14 protein-coding genes are annotated in these 14,574 nt (G+C 41.2%); 5 read left to right on the forward strand and 9 right to left on the reverse strand.

Annotation, left to right across the window (positions count from 1 at the left end):
• Nucleotides 1-84: 84 nt before the first annotated feature.
• A complete protein-coding gene (ygfZ, locus tag GQ61_RS06985) occupies nt 85-942 on the reverse strand; it encodes a CAF17-like 4Fe-4S cluster assembly/insertion protein YgfZ (protein ID WP_085784639.1) in 858 nt (285 codons plus the stop codon).
• A 128-nt stretch (nt 943-1,070) separates the two neighbouring features.
• On the opposite strand from ygfZ, the gene GQ61_RS06990 reads away from it, so the two are divergent.
• From GQ61_RS06990 to asnB, 3 genes are read left to right on the forward strand one after another with little or no spacing between them, the layout of a single operon-like run.
• The gene (locus GQ61_RS06990) at nt 1,071-2,039 is read left to right on the forward strand and encodes a glycosyltransferase family 9 protein (RefSeq protein WP_085784640.1); all 969 of its coding nucleotides are present in this window, start codon (nt 1,071-1,073) and stop codon (nt 2,037-2,039) included.
• Between the two features lie 2 nt (nt 2,040-2,041).
• The gene (locus tag GQ61_RS06995; protein WP_085784641.1) at nt 2,042-3,079 is read left to right on the forward strand and encodes a glycosyltransferase; all 1,038 of its coding nucleotides are present in this window, start codon (nt 2,042-2,044) and stop codon (nt 3,077-3,079) included.
• A 3-nt stretch (nt 3,080-3,082) separates the two neighbouring features.
• On the forward strand, nt 3,083-4,840 hold the full coding sequence (asnB, locus tag GQ61_RS07000; RefSeq protein WP_085784642.1) for an asparagine synthase (glutamine-hydrolyzing): 1,758 nt from the start codon (nt 3,083-3,085) through the stop codon (nt 4,838-4,840).
• On the opposite strand, the gene GQ61_RS07005 is transcribed toward asnB, so the two are convergent.
• Entirely contained in the window at nt 4,786-5,958 is a 1,173-nt protein-coding gene (locus GQ61_RS07005) for a glycosyltransferase family 4 protein (protein WP_085784643.1), read from the reverse strand. The genes asnB and GQ61_RS07005 overlap by 55 nt on opposite strands.
• Nucleotides 5,959-6,001: 43 nt before the next feature.
• On the opposite strand from GQ61_RS07005, the gene rpe reads away from it, so the two are divergent.
• On the forward strand, nt 6,002-6,673 hold the full coding sequence (rpe, locus tag GQ61_RS07010; RefSeq protein WP_085784644.1) for a ribulose-phosphate 3-epimerase: 672 nt from the start codon (nt 6,002-6,004) through the stop codon (nt 6,671-6,673).
• Nucleotides 6,663-7,067 carry a hypothetical protein gene (locus GQ61_RS07015; RefSeq protein WP_085784645.1) on the forward strand — a complete coding sequence of 135 codons (405 nt, stop codon included), beginning with the start codon at nt 6,663-6,665 and terminating at the stop codon, nt 7,065-7,067. The genes rpe and GQ61_RS07015 overlap by 11 nt, the downstream gene beginning before the upstream one ends.
• On the opposite strand, the gene GQ61_RS07020 is transcribed toward GQ61_RS07015, so the two are convergent.
• From GQ61_RS07020 to GQ61_RS07050, 7 genes are read right to left on the reverse strand one after another with little or no spacing between them, the layout of a single operon-like run.
• Entirely contained in the window at nt 7,064-8,242 is a 1,179-nt protein-coding gene (locus GQ61_RS07020; RefSeq protein ID WP_085784646.1) for a cation:dicarboxylate symporter family transporter, read from the reverse strand. The genes GQ61_RS07015 and GQ61_RS07020 overlap by 4 nt on opposite strands.
• Nucleotides 8,243-8,261: 19 nt before the next feature.
• Entirely contained in the window at nt 8,262-8,972 is a 711-nt protein-coding gene (locus GQ61_RS07025) for a CvpA family protein (protein ID WP_198157305.1), read from the reverse strand.
• Nucleotides 8,965-10,359, reverse strand: a complete 1,395-nt coding sequence (radA, locus tag GQ61_RS07030) for a DNA repair protein RadA (protein ID WP_085784648.1) — start codon at nt 10,357-10,359, stop codon at nt 8,965-8,967. Before radA ends, GQ61_RS07025 begins: the two co-directional genes overlap by 8 nt.
• Nucleotides 10,360-10,364: 5 nt before the next feature.
• Nucleotides 10,365-11,159 (reverse strand): ABC transporter ATP-binding protein, encoded by a 795-nt coding sequence (locus tag GQ61_RS07035; protein ID WP_085785082.1) that lies wholly within the window; start codon nt 11,157-11,159, stop codon nt 10,365-10,367.
• Between the two features lie 5 nt (nt 11,160-11,164).
• The gene (locus GQ61_RS07040; RefSeq protein ID WP_085784649.1) at nt 11,165-11,938 is read right to left on the reverse strand and encodes an MlaE family ABC transporter permease; all 774 of its coding nucleotides are present in this window, start codon (nt 11,936-11,938) and stop codon (nt 11,165-11,167) included.
• A 3-nt stretch (nt 11,939-11,941) separates the two neighbouring features.
• Nucleotides 11,942-13,108, reverse strand: a complete 1,167-nt coding sequence (alr, locus tag GQ61_RS07045; protein WP_198157306.1) for an alanine racemase — start codon at nt 13,106-13,108, stop codon at nt 11,942-11,944.
• Nucleotides 13,080-14,555 (reverse strand): replicative DNA helicase, encoded by a 1,476-nt coding sequence (locus GQ61_RS07050; protein WP_085784651.1) that lies wholly within the window; start codon nt 14,553-14,555, stop codon nt 13,080-13,082. Before GQ61_RS07050 ends, alr begins: the two co-directional genes overlap by 29 nt.
• Between the last annotated feature and the right edge of the window lie 19 nt (nt 14,556-14,574).

The following is a 14,574-nucleotide window of genomic DNA, read 5'->3' on the forward strand; positions in this document are numbered from 1 at the left end:
ACTTTAACAAACAATTGCTACACAATCAATTTGGCTGCCAGCTTTCTTTAGATGGTGTTAGTAAAACTTTATAGAAAAAGCTTCTTAAGCAAGGTTGAGCCAAGAAGGCACTGTGAAAGAGAGGGATGTTTTATTGTGCTCTGTCGTTATTGGTGCATGGATCGTGGATTGTTCTAAGGCTTCTAAACGGACCATGGCTAGACCAACAGAACCTCTATTTGAGCGTGTCTCTCCAATCTGTGCACCCCCAAAGTAAAGGGGGGTAAAGGGGGAGAGAGCGCCTCCTTCTATCTGATAGGGAAAGAGCCTTTTGCGTACAAGACCTCGATGCTTTGTTCGAGAAGTGAGCTCTTGTCCGAGATAACATCCTTTTTGCCAATCGATGGCATTCAGCTCATCTAAATTGCACTCAAGAGGGATTGATTTTTCTGGAATGAGGTCAATAATGCCTTCCGGTATCCCAAGCGTAAGACGTTTCACTTCATATTCTTCATAAGGAAGCCATTGCCAGTCCAGAGAATTGAAGCTATCCAGAGGTCCATAACCCCGGTAGTTGAGCGATTTATGACGTGGATCCTCATAAATTTTGAATTCTTTTGAAAGAGTCTGGAGAAACTCAAGAGTAAAAACACCATACTGATCACTCATATCAAAGAGCTTAACATCAGAACGCAATTTATAAAGTGTCAGACGTTTTAAAAGCTCTGGAATACGATCTTTCGATACTTCTAGAAAAAGGGTGTTAGTGTGCTTTGTTATAAAAAAATCAAAAAGATAACGCCCTTGGGGGGTCAAGAAAGCTGTATAAAGACCGTTAGACTCTGTAAGTTTTTTTATATCATTGGTTATGAGACCTTGAAGAAATGACGCTGCATCGGCTCCGTCAATTTTGAGAAGCCCCAGATTTGTATGGGAAATAGCTTTAATATTCTGCTTAGTCATGGCACAACCTATTTAATAATCAGAAAAAAGCCATTTGGTCTACAAAATTAATAAGGGAATGCTTGCAAGCGCTGCCTTTTAGCTTTAACAAATAAGGTAATTTTTTATTGGCAAAGAGTATTGAATAGATGAGTCAACCCAAAATTCTTTTTATTACTTCCACGCGGATCGGTGATGCCGTTCTGTCTACAGGGATACTTAATCATTATCTAAGCCAATATCCAAATGCAGCGCTTACTATCGCTTGTGGTGAACCTCCATCACCTCTTTTTACAGATATTCCGAACCTTGAAAAACTGATTGTTCTTCGTAATAAGCGTAATCTTAGTCATTGGCTTCATCTGTGGCGTCAAACTTTTGACAAGCGCTGGGATTTGGTGGTGGATTTGCGTGGTTCAATTTTGGCGTATATTCTTTGGGCGGGAAAGCGTGTCGTATGGCGTTCCATTCCGAGCTTAAAACATCGTGTTACTCAGTTAGGTGATCTTATTAAAGTATTTCCACCTCCTGCGCCATCTCTCATGGTTTCAGAAAGAAGATTGAAAGAAGTCAAAAAATGGCTGCCTTTTGATGCGCCAATTATTGCTTTATCTCCTGCTGCAAATTGGCCAGGAAAAGAATGGCCTCAAGAACATTTTAGTAAAGTTCTGAATGCTCTCATAGCTTCGGATGGCCCTCTACCAGACGCTAAGATTGCTTTTTTTGCGGCTCCCCATGAACGCCAACGTGTATTGCCACTGTTGGCGTCTTTTCCAGAAGAGCGTGTTCTTGATTTCATGGGTAAAATTGATCTCTTGGATGTAGCGGCTCTTTTTAAACATAGCAGTTTGTTTATAGGGAATGACTCAGGTTTAATGCATATGGCTGCAGCTGTTGGAACGCCTACCCTTGGGCTATTTGGCCCGAGTCGTTCAGAACATTATGCCCCTTTTGGGGTCAGAACGGCGTTTATTAGAACGCCCGAACCCTATGAGCGTTTGATGGAGCTTCATAAACAAGGTCAAAGTGAAGGTTTGATGAGTTCTTTAAAACCTGAAGATGTTTTTAAAGCAGCAGTAAATCTCATGAAAACAGCTATGGTTCTTAGGAGGCCCTGAAAATGAGGGTTTTGCAAGTCATGGCTGGAGCAGAGGTGGGGGGAGCTGAAGTATTTTTTGGTCGCCTGATCCAAGCTCTTCATGCAGATGGTTTGTCTCAACAAGTCTTAATGAGGGCTCATGCTGAACGGATGGAGCTCTTTGATCAAGCTAAAATACCTTATACGATTGCACCCTTTAAGCCGTTGTTTGATCTAAAAACCCGTCGTCTTTTCAAAGAAGCGATCAAAGAATTTCGTCCAGACATTGTAATGACTTGGATGAGCCGTGCCAGTCATCTCTGCCCTCAAGGCTCCTTTGTACATGTTGCTCGTTTGGGGGGATATTACGATTTGAAGTACTATAAAAAAGCCGATTATTTAATTGGTAATACTCAGGATATCTTCAATTATTTTTTGGGTAAGGGGTGGAATAAGGATTATGCAGTTTATTTGCCTAATTTTGTCCCTGAGCCAGACACGACAAAATCAATGCCTCGTTCTGCCTTTAATACGCCAGATGATGTCCCGCTTCTCCTCTCTTTAGGACGTTTTCATGACGATAAGGCTTTTGATGTCCTCATTAAAGCTTTAAAGTATTTGGATAATACCTATCTTTGGCTTGCAGGAGAGGGAGAACGTGAAGGGTTTTTGAAAAACTTGGCTGAAAAACAAGGTGTATTAGAGCGTATTCGTTTTATAGGTTGGCAGCGTTCAGTAACGCCGCTTTTCAATGCTGCAGATCTTTATGTTTGTCCATCAAGGATTGAGCCCTTAGGAAACGTGGTTATTGAGGCATGGTCTCATAAGAGCCCTATTGTTGCTGCAGCCAGCGCTGGTCCTGCTGGATTGATTGAAAATCGTAAAAATGGTTTGCTTGTGCCTGTTGAAGATGATGGAGCTTTAGCCACGGCTATTCAAGAAGTGATTCAAAATAAAACATTGAGGAGTACCATCATAAAAGGGGGAGCAGAAACCTTTAAAGAGAAGTTCTCTAAAGAGATTGTGACCCAAAAATACAGAGAATTCTTTGCGCGTGTAATTGATAAGAAAAGGGTTTAGTGGATGTGTGGTATTGCAGGGATCATGATGAAAGGCAAGACCAAACCTAAGACGACCGTCTTGGAAAAGATTGCCCAAGCCCTGCATCATCGTGGTCCCGATGATCAAGGGATCCTTATCAAAGATCAAGTTGGGCTTGTTCATACACGGCTATCAATCATTGACCTTAATTCTGGGCATCAACCTCTTGTCGATACGGCTGGTAATCTTCTCGTCGTTAATGGTGAGATCTACAATTATGTGGAATTGCGTCAGGAACTAAAAGACTACCCTTTTAAGACGACTTCAGATTGCGAACCGATTCTACCACTTTATCAAAAATGGGGAGCGCAGTTTACAAAACACTTAAGAGGAATGTATGGCTTAGCTTTGTATGATCCAACACAGAAAAACCTCATTTTATCCAGAGATCCCTTTGGGATTAAGCCTTTATATTTCTTTGAACATCCAGATTTTTTTGCTTTTGCTTCAGAACCGCAAGCGTTCTTTGCAGCAGAACTGTTAACGCCTGAAATTGATCCAGAGGTTCGGAGTGAAGCTTTTCAACTGAGATATACATTGAGATCTTCACCAATTTTTAAAAATATACAAAGAGTCAATCCTGGGGAAACTTTGATCGTTAGGAATGGTCAAATCGTGGATCGTTTTATCCTTAATCATTTACCCGAAGCTGTAAATGCCTCTGTAACCTTGCCTGAGGCTCTCAAAAATTTAGAAACTGCTCTTGAAAATAGCGTGGGTGTGCATTTGCGTTCGGATGTTCCCTATGGCCTCTTTCTTTCTGGGGGCCTAGATTCAGCGACTGTTTTAGCGATGATGAAGCGTCATACAGATACACCTATTCGAACGTATACGGTAGGTTTTTCAGGAACAAAAGTGCATGACGAGCGTGAGCAAGCAAAGCGTTTAGCACAACATTTTGGTACGCATCATACGGAGATTGATTTTAGTGAACAGGATTTCTGGAAGATTCTTCCTAAAGTCGCCTCTGCTGTTGATGATTTGCAATTAGATATGGCATCTCTGCCCACGTTTAAGTTGGCTGAGATGGCGCGGCAAGACGTTAAAGTTGTTTTGTGTGGTGAAGGAGGCGATGAATTATTAGCAGGGTATGGGCGCTATCGGAAAACATGGCTTCCTCGTTGGCTTGGGGGACGTATCACCAAAGTTTCTGGAACCTTTGATAAAATTAAATATACAGGAAAAATCGACGACCACTGGAAGTCTGTTCTGATGAATTTCGAAAAAGAATATTCTTCAAGAGGGTTCACAAAAATGCAAGTCGCTCAAAGCATTGATTGCGCAACCTGGCTTGCAAATGGTCTTATGATTAAATTAGATCGTTGCCTTATGGCGCATGGCGTTGAAGGTCGGACACCTTTTTTAGACCCCATCGTGGCTGCGCATACTTTTTCTCTGCCTGATAAATTAAAAGCTACGAAGGGTCATGGAAAATGGCTCCTACGTCATTGGCTTGAAAAGAATTTGCCCATCGCGGAGCCCTTTGCAAAAAAGCGCGGATTTACTGTGCCTGTTGGAGAATGGATTGCTGAAAAAGCAACGCGGGTGGGTCCTTTTGTTGCTCGACAGCCAGGAGTTCAAGAAGTATTTGCTCCAGAAGACGTAAAGGCCATTTTTATGTCAAAAGATAAACATGCTCAATTTGCAGCGTGGACGCTTCTATTTTATGCAATTTGGCATCAAATTCATATTTTAAGAAAGCCTGTTGTAGCCGATACCTTAACGCTTTTGTCTTTATAAAGACGTATCGTTTGGGAAATGATAATCTCATCTGAGAATTCTTTCTGAATAAGCTCTCGTCCCTTTTGTCCCATTTTTTGACGCAATTGTTTATCATCGATAAGTCTTTCCAAAGCATTTGCTAAAGCTTGTGGGTTTTTTATGGGGACCAAGAAACCATTCACGCCATCTTGAACTATTTCCCTACAGCCAGGTGTGTCTGTTGTAATGATGGGTTTACCTGCAGCGGCAGCTTCAAGAAGAGAACGGGGAAGACCTTCTCTGTATGAAGGCAGTAAGGAAATATGTGTGTCTTTATAAATATCCTGAACGTGATCACAATGCCCTTCCCAGTGGATTAATCCTTCTTTTTGCCATGTTTTTAATAAGGCATTGGGAACAGCGGCTGGATTTTTAGGATCACTGTTGCCGTAGAAAAAAAGTTGGAGTTTTTTATTTTTGGCTTTAAGAATTTTTTGAGCTTCAATCGCTTCTCGAATACCCTTTGACCATAGCATCCTCGCGACCAGAGCTACTTTAGGACCCTTGCTATCAATTGGTTTTTCAGGGGATTTTTTGAAAAGTTTGGTGTCTACGCCACTTCCTCGAATGAGAACCACGCGCGTTGGTTCTATGGAACAGAGATTCAAGATCAAGTGTCGATCATCTGGATTTTGTACGATGATATGTTGATGGGGAGATTTTAAAATAAAACGAAACAGTTGGCTTAAGATAATGCGTAACCCTCGAGTTTTTAAGCCTTGGTCTGTAAAAACATGTCCCATACCTGCAATGGCGTTAATTATATGGGGAATTTTTAAAATGCGCGCGATGAGAGTGCAATAAAGAACAGGCTTTAAAGCTACTTGATGTACGATATCAGGACGTTCATTTTTATAGATCTTATAAAGCTCTTTAAGAGTCTTTAAATCTTTAAAGGGGTTTAAACTGCTGCGATGAAAATGCTTTAAAGGAACAACACGAATACCTGCTGATTGGATTTGTTGGAGATATTTACTGACATTCGTTGCTAAGACGACTTCAAATCCTTGATTGACAGAGGCTTTTGCCAGTTCAAAGCGATGGCTTAAAAAATAGTGATCTTCTGCAACCAAGTAGAGAATTTTTTTCCGAGTCATGATACAATCATCTTAAAAATATGTGATGCTACTATAAAGTGCTATGACAAAAAAAACATTAAAAATTGCCCCTTCTATTCTATCAGCTGACTTTGCACGGCTTGGAGATGAAGTTCAGGCTATAACCAAGGCGGGTGCAGACTTTATCCATGTGGATGTAATGGATGGTCATTTTGTTCCCAATATTACCTTGGGTCCTTCTTTTGTGAAAGCCCTTAGACCTTTTAGTGATAAACCATTTGACGTTCATCTCATGATTTCTCCTGTGGATTTCTATATTGAAGACTTCGCTAAATCAGGGGCAGATATTATTACAGTCCATCCTGAGGCAGGTCCCCATATTCATCGTACTCTTAACTTCATTCGTTCTTTAGGGAAAAAGGCTGGTTTAGCCTTGAATCCGGGGACTCCTCCAGATGTCATTGATTGCGTGATTGAGAGTGTTGATTTGATCTTGGTTATGACTGTTAACCCAGGATTTGGCGGACAAAAATTCATTCCCAGCATGTTAGAAAAGATAAAACGTGTGCGTGATAAAATTGGGTCAAGATCAATAGACCTTGAAGTAGATGGCGGTATTGATAGTGAGACTGCAAAAAAAGTAACTGAATGTGGAGCAAACGTTCTTGTTGCTGGGACGGCTATTTTTAAAAATGCAGACTATGGAAAAAATATAAGTCTTTTGCGCCAAGCAGGAATAATCCATGAGAATTAAAACTCATATTTTTGTGTTTATGATGAGTACGGTTTTCAATGTCGTCCTGGCTAAGGAAGTCAATATCACAATTATAAATAACGGAATTGATATAGACCAATATATTGAACCCCATGCTTATATCAAAAATAAACAAGGCGTTGTCCCTTCCGCGCTTTTTCTTTTACCGCGCCAAGGAAGTGTCGAAAAGAAATCAATGGATCAAGAGGCTCTTCTCGTCATATTTGGGGATCCACGTTATTGGGTGGCTTCTTTTAAAGGAGTGAAAATAGGACAAGAAAATAAAGGTGTCCAAGAGTTTTTTATCTGTTCATATAGTCCCACTAAGACACAGAATATTCATACAATGGAGATTACTGTGAATGCCAAAAACTGTACTTTAGAAGTGCATTAGCCTTTTAAATACCGTTCAAATCTTTGATAAATCTTAGAAAAACCTATGACAAATGCTCCATTACCGAGAACATTGGCCGAAGTAATGATAGGGTCAAAAATCACATAAAGCGTCGTGACGAGAGAGCTCATGGATGAAGAGAGCCCTAAATGCTGTTCAAGAAGAGGGACAAGCACGAGAACGCCACCGCCGGGCACTGCAGCGACAGAAAATTTGGCAAGAACAACGTAGGCAGCAAAGATCAAAAAAGTGCTGAGATCTGGAATACCTTGACCAAAAGAGACCATAACCGCTAGGGCAAAAAAAGTAATGGAAAAACAATCACCAATCAAATGAATGTTTACGGTTGCTGGAACAACCACATCAACGATTTCACGTCTTTCAACATTCTTTTCAGAGGCCAAAATTGTCAAAGGCATCGCGGCGGCACTGGACATAGTGCTAAAACCTGCAAGCATGGGTGAGCTCATATTGCTGATACTTTTTGTAGCTTTTGAAAGGTTGAGCTTGGAAAAAATACTATACAGAATAAAAATGTATCCAAAGCAAACAAGGGCCATGATCATAAGAACTTTTGGATATTCTAAAAGAATGACATTTAAAATTTGATCATTTTGCAGTTTTAAAGAGAACCCTAAAATAAAAATAGGCATCAAGGGAACGAATACTTTTCTCAAGAGAAAATAACTTCCCTTTAGAAGATGTTGCCCCCAACTTTTTTGTAAATGTGGAAATTTAAAAGTTGCGATAAGACCAGTAATAAACCCAATGAAAAGAGCCATATCGTTGCTGATGAGTTTTGGTAACTTAAAATTCCATAGGGCCATTAAAGGATGATCAAAATCTTTTGGTACACAGGGGACAGCAATTGTCTCCAGTGTAAAACGTCCAATCCCATAGGAGGTCATTGTGGAAGTGAAATTTGAAAGACAAATAAGAGCAATGAGAAGTGCAGCAAAAAACAATGCATTGTTCTTGAGATGCCCCAAACTTGTGAACAAAAAAGAAAAGATTAGGAAAGGAAGAGAAAAAATCAAACATTCCTTAATTGTGATGCTGACCGCAAAAAGAAAGGACTTTACCGTTTCTGGTAAAATAGGTCCAAAAACGACAGAGAAAATAAGTACAGCGAGAAGCTGTAGAGGAAGCTTAAAGTCTTTAATTTTCACAGCCATGGGCGGAATTTCAACCTGGTTATTGTGTTTTAAAGAGCCGATTCATTTCTGAGCGGTAGTCTTCACGATAGCCTTTTTGTACTTTTTCTGAATCATCAGATTGAGCAGTTTTAGGCTTGGAAAGAGTTTTAACCAACTGATCCATTTCTTTCAAGCGGTTAATAGCCTCCACTGATTTTTGAAGACCTTTTGTGTGTTCTTGAACATGTTCAGTGGGGGCTTTAAAGGAAGAAGGTAAAATACTGTTGATAGTTTTTGCACCAGAAGTCAAGAAAGGGAATGATTTAGCTGATTTAACCATGTAAGAACGTTCATTATCCTTCCAAACAAAAGTCGTCAAAAGAAAACCGAGGGCAAGGATAAAACCCCCTCTTATGACGCCAAATAAAAGTCCTAAAGAATGGTCAAGCCCTCCTAAGGCACTGTCGAGCACACGTTTGGAAATCATTTTAGAAAGAGGAATTAAAAGAGCTAAAGCCACGACAAAAATGATAATGCCAGAGACACTATCTGCTAGAATCGCTGTTTTAATATAACCACGCGCCAATGGCCGCAATAAAGGAAGCATATAAGTGGTGGTGATGACTGCACCTCCCCAACTGATTACTCCTAAAATCTCCCGGGTAAAGCCTCGCATAAGACCAATAACAGCAGAGATGGCAATCAATGCCAATAAGGCTCCATCAAGGACATTAAAGCCACTAACTATTTCTTGGGGAGTTTCAGGCATAACGCGCTCCTTTTGTATCATGGGTGTGGAAGTAGGATACAAAATCCCTCAAAAATGAAAAGCTTTCACTTTTAAAGCGTTCTGGTTCAAAGAGAGCCGAAGACTTTTCACGTGGTGTAAAAGCGTGCTTAAAACCAAGTTTTTGCGCTTCTTTTTGGCGTCCCTCACCATTGCTTACTGATCGAATTTCGCCGGTCAAAGAGATTTCACCATAAAAGATTGCATCTCCAGGGAGTGTGACGCCTGTTAAACTTGACATGAGAGCGGCAGCAACAGCCAAATCTGCTGCAGGTTCAGATATTTTTAAGCCTCCTGCCACATTGAGATAAACGTCTTTTGTCCCAAAATTTAATCCACATCTTGTTTCCAAAACAGCCAAAATCATGGCAAGACGTCCAGAATCCCACCCGATGACAGCCCGTCTTGGTGTGCCAAAAGAAGCAGGCGAAACTAAAGCTTGGATTTCTATGAGAAGGGGACGCGTTCCTTCCATTCCAGCAAAAACAGCGGAACCACTCATCATACCTTGCCGTTCTGAAAGGAAAAACCCCGATGGATTACAGACCTGTTGAAGACCCTCTGTGCGCATTTCGAAAACGCCGATTTCATCCGTTGGACCAAAGCGGTTTTTCGTTGCACGTAAGATACGATAAGAATGACCTTTTTCGCCTTCAAAATACAAGACTGCATCAACCATATGTTCTAAAACTCTAGGACCAGCAAGGGTACCTTCTTTAGTAACGTGACCAATCAGAACAATGATGATACCCTTTGTTTTTGCAAGATGCATAAGTTCCTGACAGCATAGACGAACTTGACTCACGGTTCCAGGAGCTGCGTCGATTGCGTCCGAGTACATTGTTTGTATAGAATCAATAATAGCCAATTTATAGGATGTTTCTTTTTGTTCCACCGTTGTGATGATGTCGTGAATATGGGTGCTTGAGAGAAGCTTTAGAGGCGTATCTTTTAATCCTAAGCGATGTGCTCTAAGACGCACTTGATCAATGGCTTCTTCTCCAGAAACATAGAGGGTGGGATGTTTCTTGCTTAGAAGGGCGGCTACTTGTAGAAGCAGCGTCGACTTTCCAACGCCGGGATCACCGCCAATTAAAATAACGGATCCTTGAACAAGTCCTCCTCCACACACGCGATCAAACTCACTCAAAGTGCATTGAAAGCGCGGCGGTGAAAGGGTGGAAGATTGAAGATCTTCCGTAGGTAAAGCTGTACGTTTGGAAGCTTTTTTTGACCTGGTTAAAGGGCTAGAGTCATGAGTTTCTTCAACGAGTGAATTCCATGTTTCACAAGCAGGACAGCGTCCAACCCATTTGGTTTGAGGAGAACCACAGCTTTGACAAACAAAAAGAGAAGATTGTCGTGCCATAGAGCTTAAGCTCGCACATTGACGTCGACAGTGATGGGGCCTTTCGTCGATCCGTGGATAAACTGATCAACGTAGGGGTTTTTAGAACGATCAATATCCTTGGCTGGCCCCTGCCATACAATGGCGCCTTGATGAATGAGTGCAATGCGGTCAGCTATTTTTCGTGCACTCGCCATGTCATGAGTAATGGTTATAGCCGTAGCTCCCAACTCTTTGACGTTTTTAATAATCAAATCATTGATAACGCCACTCATAATGGGGTCAAGACCTGTTGTTGGTTCATCAAAAAAAATAATTTCCGGCTTACTGGCGACAGCTCTTGCAAGAGCAACACGACGTTGCATTCCTCCAGAAAGTTCTGCTGGATAAAGCATCGCGACATCAGCTTTGAGCCCAACATCACTAAGGCAAGATACAGCCAAATCTTTAGCTTCTGAACGGTTTAAGCGTTTTTCTTGGAGCAGACGAAATGCAATATTTTCCCAAACGGGAAGGCTATCAAAAAGAGCAGAACCTTGGAAAAGCATACTTATCTTACGGCGTACTTGATCAAGAACTTGTATTTTAGCGCCAAAAAGTTCTACACCGTCAATTTTAATGCTACCGGCCGTGGGAGTAAGGAGCCCCAAAATGCACTTGAGCATGACTGATTTACCTGTGCCTGAACCTCCGATAACCACAAGAGATTCACCTTCGAAAACTTCTAAAGAAATGTTTTGCAACACTTTCTTTTCCCCAAAACTTTTATCAAGATTTTTAAGAGCTATTTTGGGTGTGAGACGTTTTATTTTACCAGCCATCATGATCAACTAAAGAAAATTGCAGTGAGAAGATAATTCAACAAAAGAATCAAAATAGAAGAGGAAACAACGGCACTTGTCGTTGCAGCTCCTACGCCTTGAGCGCCCCCTTTTGAATAATATCCTTGATAGCATCCCATCGTGCTAATACAAACACCAAAAACACCGGCTTTTACAAGACCAGAAACCACATCGATATTCTCTAAATATTCAAAAGTTTGCTGAAGATACGGAATGGGGTTAAAGCCCAATTTATAAATGGAAACCAAATATCCCCCAAGGACACCTATAATGTCACCAATAAGCACAAGAATGGGGAGGGTAATAAGTCCTGCCAAAATTCGCGGGAAAACCAAATACTTGAGAGGGTTGGTGGAAAGAGTCGTTAAGGCGTCAATCTGTTCTGTGACGCGCATAGTACCAATCTCTGCCGCCATGGCAGCTCCTACACGACCTGCAACCATAAGGCCAGCTAAAACAGGTGATAATTCACGCGTAATGGAAAGCACAACGACTGTAGCAACCGCTCCTTCTGCCTGAAAGCGCGTGAATCCTGTAAAACTCTGTAAGGCTAAAACCATGCCTGTAAACGTCGCGGTCAGTCCCACAACAGGTAAAGAATTATACCCCATTTCAATTAATTGACGGACTATTTGTCGAGGGTAATAGGGGGGCTTAAACGAAACGAGTAATACGTTAAATATAAAAAGAGCGAGCCTACCCGTGGTCGCTATAAAAATAAAAAAAAGATGTCCAATAGATTGTAAAGCAAAAGTCATGGTTTAATTTTCATTTTTATAAACTCTTTGAAATCTTGGGCCCAGTCTTGCCACTATTTCGTATGTGCAGGTGCCTCCAAGTGTGCAAAGCTCTTCAAACGCGTCGGCATCATGGACAATTTCAACCCAAGTTCCGGGTTCTGTCAAATCATTTGGTATGTCTGTGACATCCAAAACTGTATAATCCATTGATATTTTTCCAATGATTCGTGCTGGATACCCTTGAATATTAATCTTACCAACGTTTGTTAAACATCTTAAAAATCCATCGGCATACCCTATATTGAGAGTAGCAGTGAGCATAGGTTTTTGAGCTTTGAAAAGGGCATTATAACCAACAGGTTGCCCTAAACTTAAAGGACGTCTTCTAATGATGCGCGCAGCAATTCGAATGGCTGGCATTAATTGATTAGGTTCCTTGAAAGAGTCGCAATAACCAAAAATTGCCATTCCTGGGCGTGCCATATCAAAATGATAGTTTTGTCCCCGCATAATCCCATGGGAATTTGCAAAAGATTTTGGAGCTGGTGGAAGCTTGCTGCATAATTCTTGAAAGCGATTCAGTTGTCCAATGTTTTCAGAATTGTTGGGTTCATCTGCATTGGCGAGATGACTTATGTAGTATTTAATATCAAGACCATCCAATAATGCTAAGTTGTTGTGTAATTGGGTAACTTCTTCATAGCTTAGCCCTTCTCTGGAAAGCCCCGTATCCAAATGGAGAATAGCAGGAAGATTCTGATCCAAACGTCGTGCTTCAGCTTGCCACAAAGCAATTTGTTCTAAGGATAGCAAAACCGGGATAAATTTTTCTCGCAACAAAATTGATGCGGCGCCTTGCTGTACCCCATTTAAAATATAGATGTTTGCATCTTGAAGAAAAGGTTTTATATCCAAGGCTTCATCGACGTTGATGACAAAGAAATCTCGACAGCCAGCTTGATATAGAGCTTTGCTTGTGGGAATTGCTCCCATACCATAAGCGTTTGCTTTCACGACAGCTGACAAGCGACAACCTTTTTTTAGAACTGATTGAATAGTTTTATAATTTTGTCGTACAGCTTCTAAATCAAGCTCCAGATAAGCTGTGGCATGGAGTGGGAGGGATGCTGGAACCTCAAATGATTGAGGGTGCAAAGCATCAGAAGTTTTGAGGGAGACGTGTGTCATCAGCAAGGTTTCCAAATTTAGTGAGAGGACCATCATAATACAATTTGATTGTGCCAACAGGACCATGACGTTGCTTAGCAATAATCACTTCGGCCATGTTGTATAATTGCGCAATACGTTCTTGCCATTGGCGATGCTTATCGGTTTCTCGTTGTGGTTCACGCCGTGCTTCATAATACTCTTCACGAAAAATAAACATGACAACATCGGCATCTTGTTCAATAGAGCCTGATTCACGTAGATCGGCCAATTGAGGGCGCTTATCATCTCTTTGCTCAACAGCACGCGATAGCTGAGATAACGCTAAAACCGGCACATTGAGTTCTTTGGCAATGGCCTTGAGCATACGTGAAATTTCTGAAATCTCATTAACGCGATTATCACTACGACGACCATTTTCATGAGGAGCTTGGAGGAGCTGCAAATAATCGACTACAATCATGCCTAGACCATGTTTTCTTTGTAGTCTTCTTGCACGTGTTCTTAAGGCAGAAACAGATAAAGCGGGTGTATCATCGATATACAAAGGTAGGCTCGCAAGTTCACGACTAACTTCAACAAACTTAGGAAAGTCATTTTCCCTCAGATCGCCACGCCTGATTTTATCAGAAAAAACGCCAGATTCTTGAGCCAAAATACGTGTTGCCAATTGTTCAGAAGACATTTCGAGTGAGAAGAATGCGACAACAGCTCCAGATTTTTCCTTCGCTTGTGAGCGTGCAGCATTAAAGGCGATGTTTGTGGCTAATGCAGTTTTTCCCATAGAGGGCCTGCCTGCAAGAATAATTAAATCCGAAGGATGTAACCCACCTAACCATCGATCAAGATCCCTTAATCCTGTTGTGACGCCCACAATATGACCATCGGTTTTATAGGCTTTTTCGGCGGATTTTAAAGAAAGTGTGAGAGCTTGTGAAAAAGGTGTGAAGTTCTTTTCGCTAACGCCATGACTGGATAATTCGTAAAGCCTTTGTTCTGCAAACTCTATTTGTTCTAAGGCTGAAATTTCTAGGGATGGTGTATAAGCGCGACTTGCAACATCTTGACCGAGATGAATCAGTTGTCTACGTAAAGAATAATCACGGATCAAGCGTCCATATTCTTCAACGTTAATAACAGAGATGAAAGCCCCAACGAGTTCAGCTAAATACTGAACACCCCCAATTTCTTCTAAATTTTTATCCTGCTCAAAAAAATCTTTAAGAGTAATGGGATCTGCAATTTGTCCCTTTTCAATCAAACGGGTAACCGCACTATAAATTTTACCATGAATAGGATGGGAAAAATGATCAGCAATCAAAAATTCAGAAATCTTTTCATAAGCCCCATTATCATAGAGGAGTGCCGCTAGAAGAGCTTGTTCTGCCTCATAGTTATGGGGCAAGGGCCGCACGGGCAAATTGTCGGCAGTATTATTGGCAATCTTTAGGGCAGTTGATGATGACAACGCTCATACTCTTCAAGGT

It is taken from the genome of Candidatus Nucleicultrix amoebiphila FS5, from assembly GCF_002117145.1.
Classification (GTDB): Bacteria; Pseudomonadota; Alphaproteobacteria; order Caedimonadales; family Nucleicultricaceae; genus Nucleicultrix; species Nucleicultrix amoebiphila.

Coding starts and splice junctions, on each gene's coding strand:
- GQ61_RS06990 (WP_085784640.1), top strand. CDS start 1,071: ATGAGTCAACCCAAAATTCTTTTTATTACTTCCACGCGGATCGGTGAT.
- GQ61_RS07040 (WP_085784649.1), bottom strand. CDS start 11,938: ATGACTTTTGCTTTACAATCTATTGGACATCTTTTTTTTATTTTTATA.
- GQ61_RS07005 (WP_085784643.1), bottom strand. CDS start 5,958: ATGACTCGGAAAAAAATTCTCTACTTGGTTGCAGAAGATCACTATTTT.
- GQ61_RS06995 (WP_085784641.1), top strand. CDS start 2,042: ATGAGGGTTTTGCAAGTCATGGCTGGAGCAGAGGTGGGGGGAGCTGAA.
- alr (WP_198157306.1), bottom strand. CDS start 13,108: ATGACACACGTCTCCCTCAAAACTTCTGATGCTTTGCACCCTCAATCA.
- GQ61_RS07025 (WP_198157305.1), bottom strand. CDS start 8,972: ATGCCTGAAACTCCCCAAGAAATAGTTAGTGGCTTTAATGTCCTTGAT.
- asnB (WP_085784642.1), top strand. CDS start 3,083: ATGTGTGGTATTGCAGGGATCATGATGAAAGGCAAGACCAAACCTAAG.
- GQ61_RS07015 (WP_085784645.1), top strand. CDS start 6,663: ATGAGAATTAAAACTCATATTTTTGTGTTTATGATGAGTACGGTTTTC.
- radA (WP_085784648.1), bottom strand. CDS start 10,359: ATGGCACGACAATCTTCTCTTTTTGTTTGTCAAAGCTGTGGTTCTCCT.
- GQ61_RS07035 (WP_085785082.1), bottom strand. CDS start 11,159: ATGGCTGGTAAAATAAAACGTCTCACACCCAAAATAGCTCTTAAAAAT.
- rpe (WP_085784644.1), top strand. CDS start 6,002: ATGACAAAAAAAACATTAAAAATTGCCCCTTCTATTCTATCAGCTGAC.
- GQ61_RS07020 (WP_085784646.1), bottom strand. CDS start 8,242: ATGGCTGTGAAAATTAAAGACTTTAAGCTTCCTCTACAGCTTCTCGCT.
- ygfZ (WP_085784639.1), bottom strand. CDS start 942: ATGACTAAGCAGAATATTAAAGCTATTTCCCATACAAATCTGGGGCTT.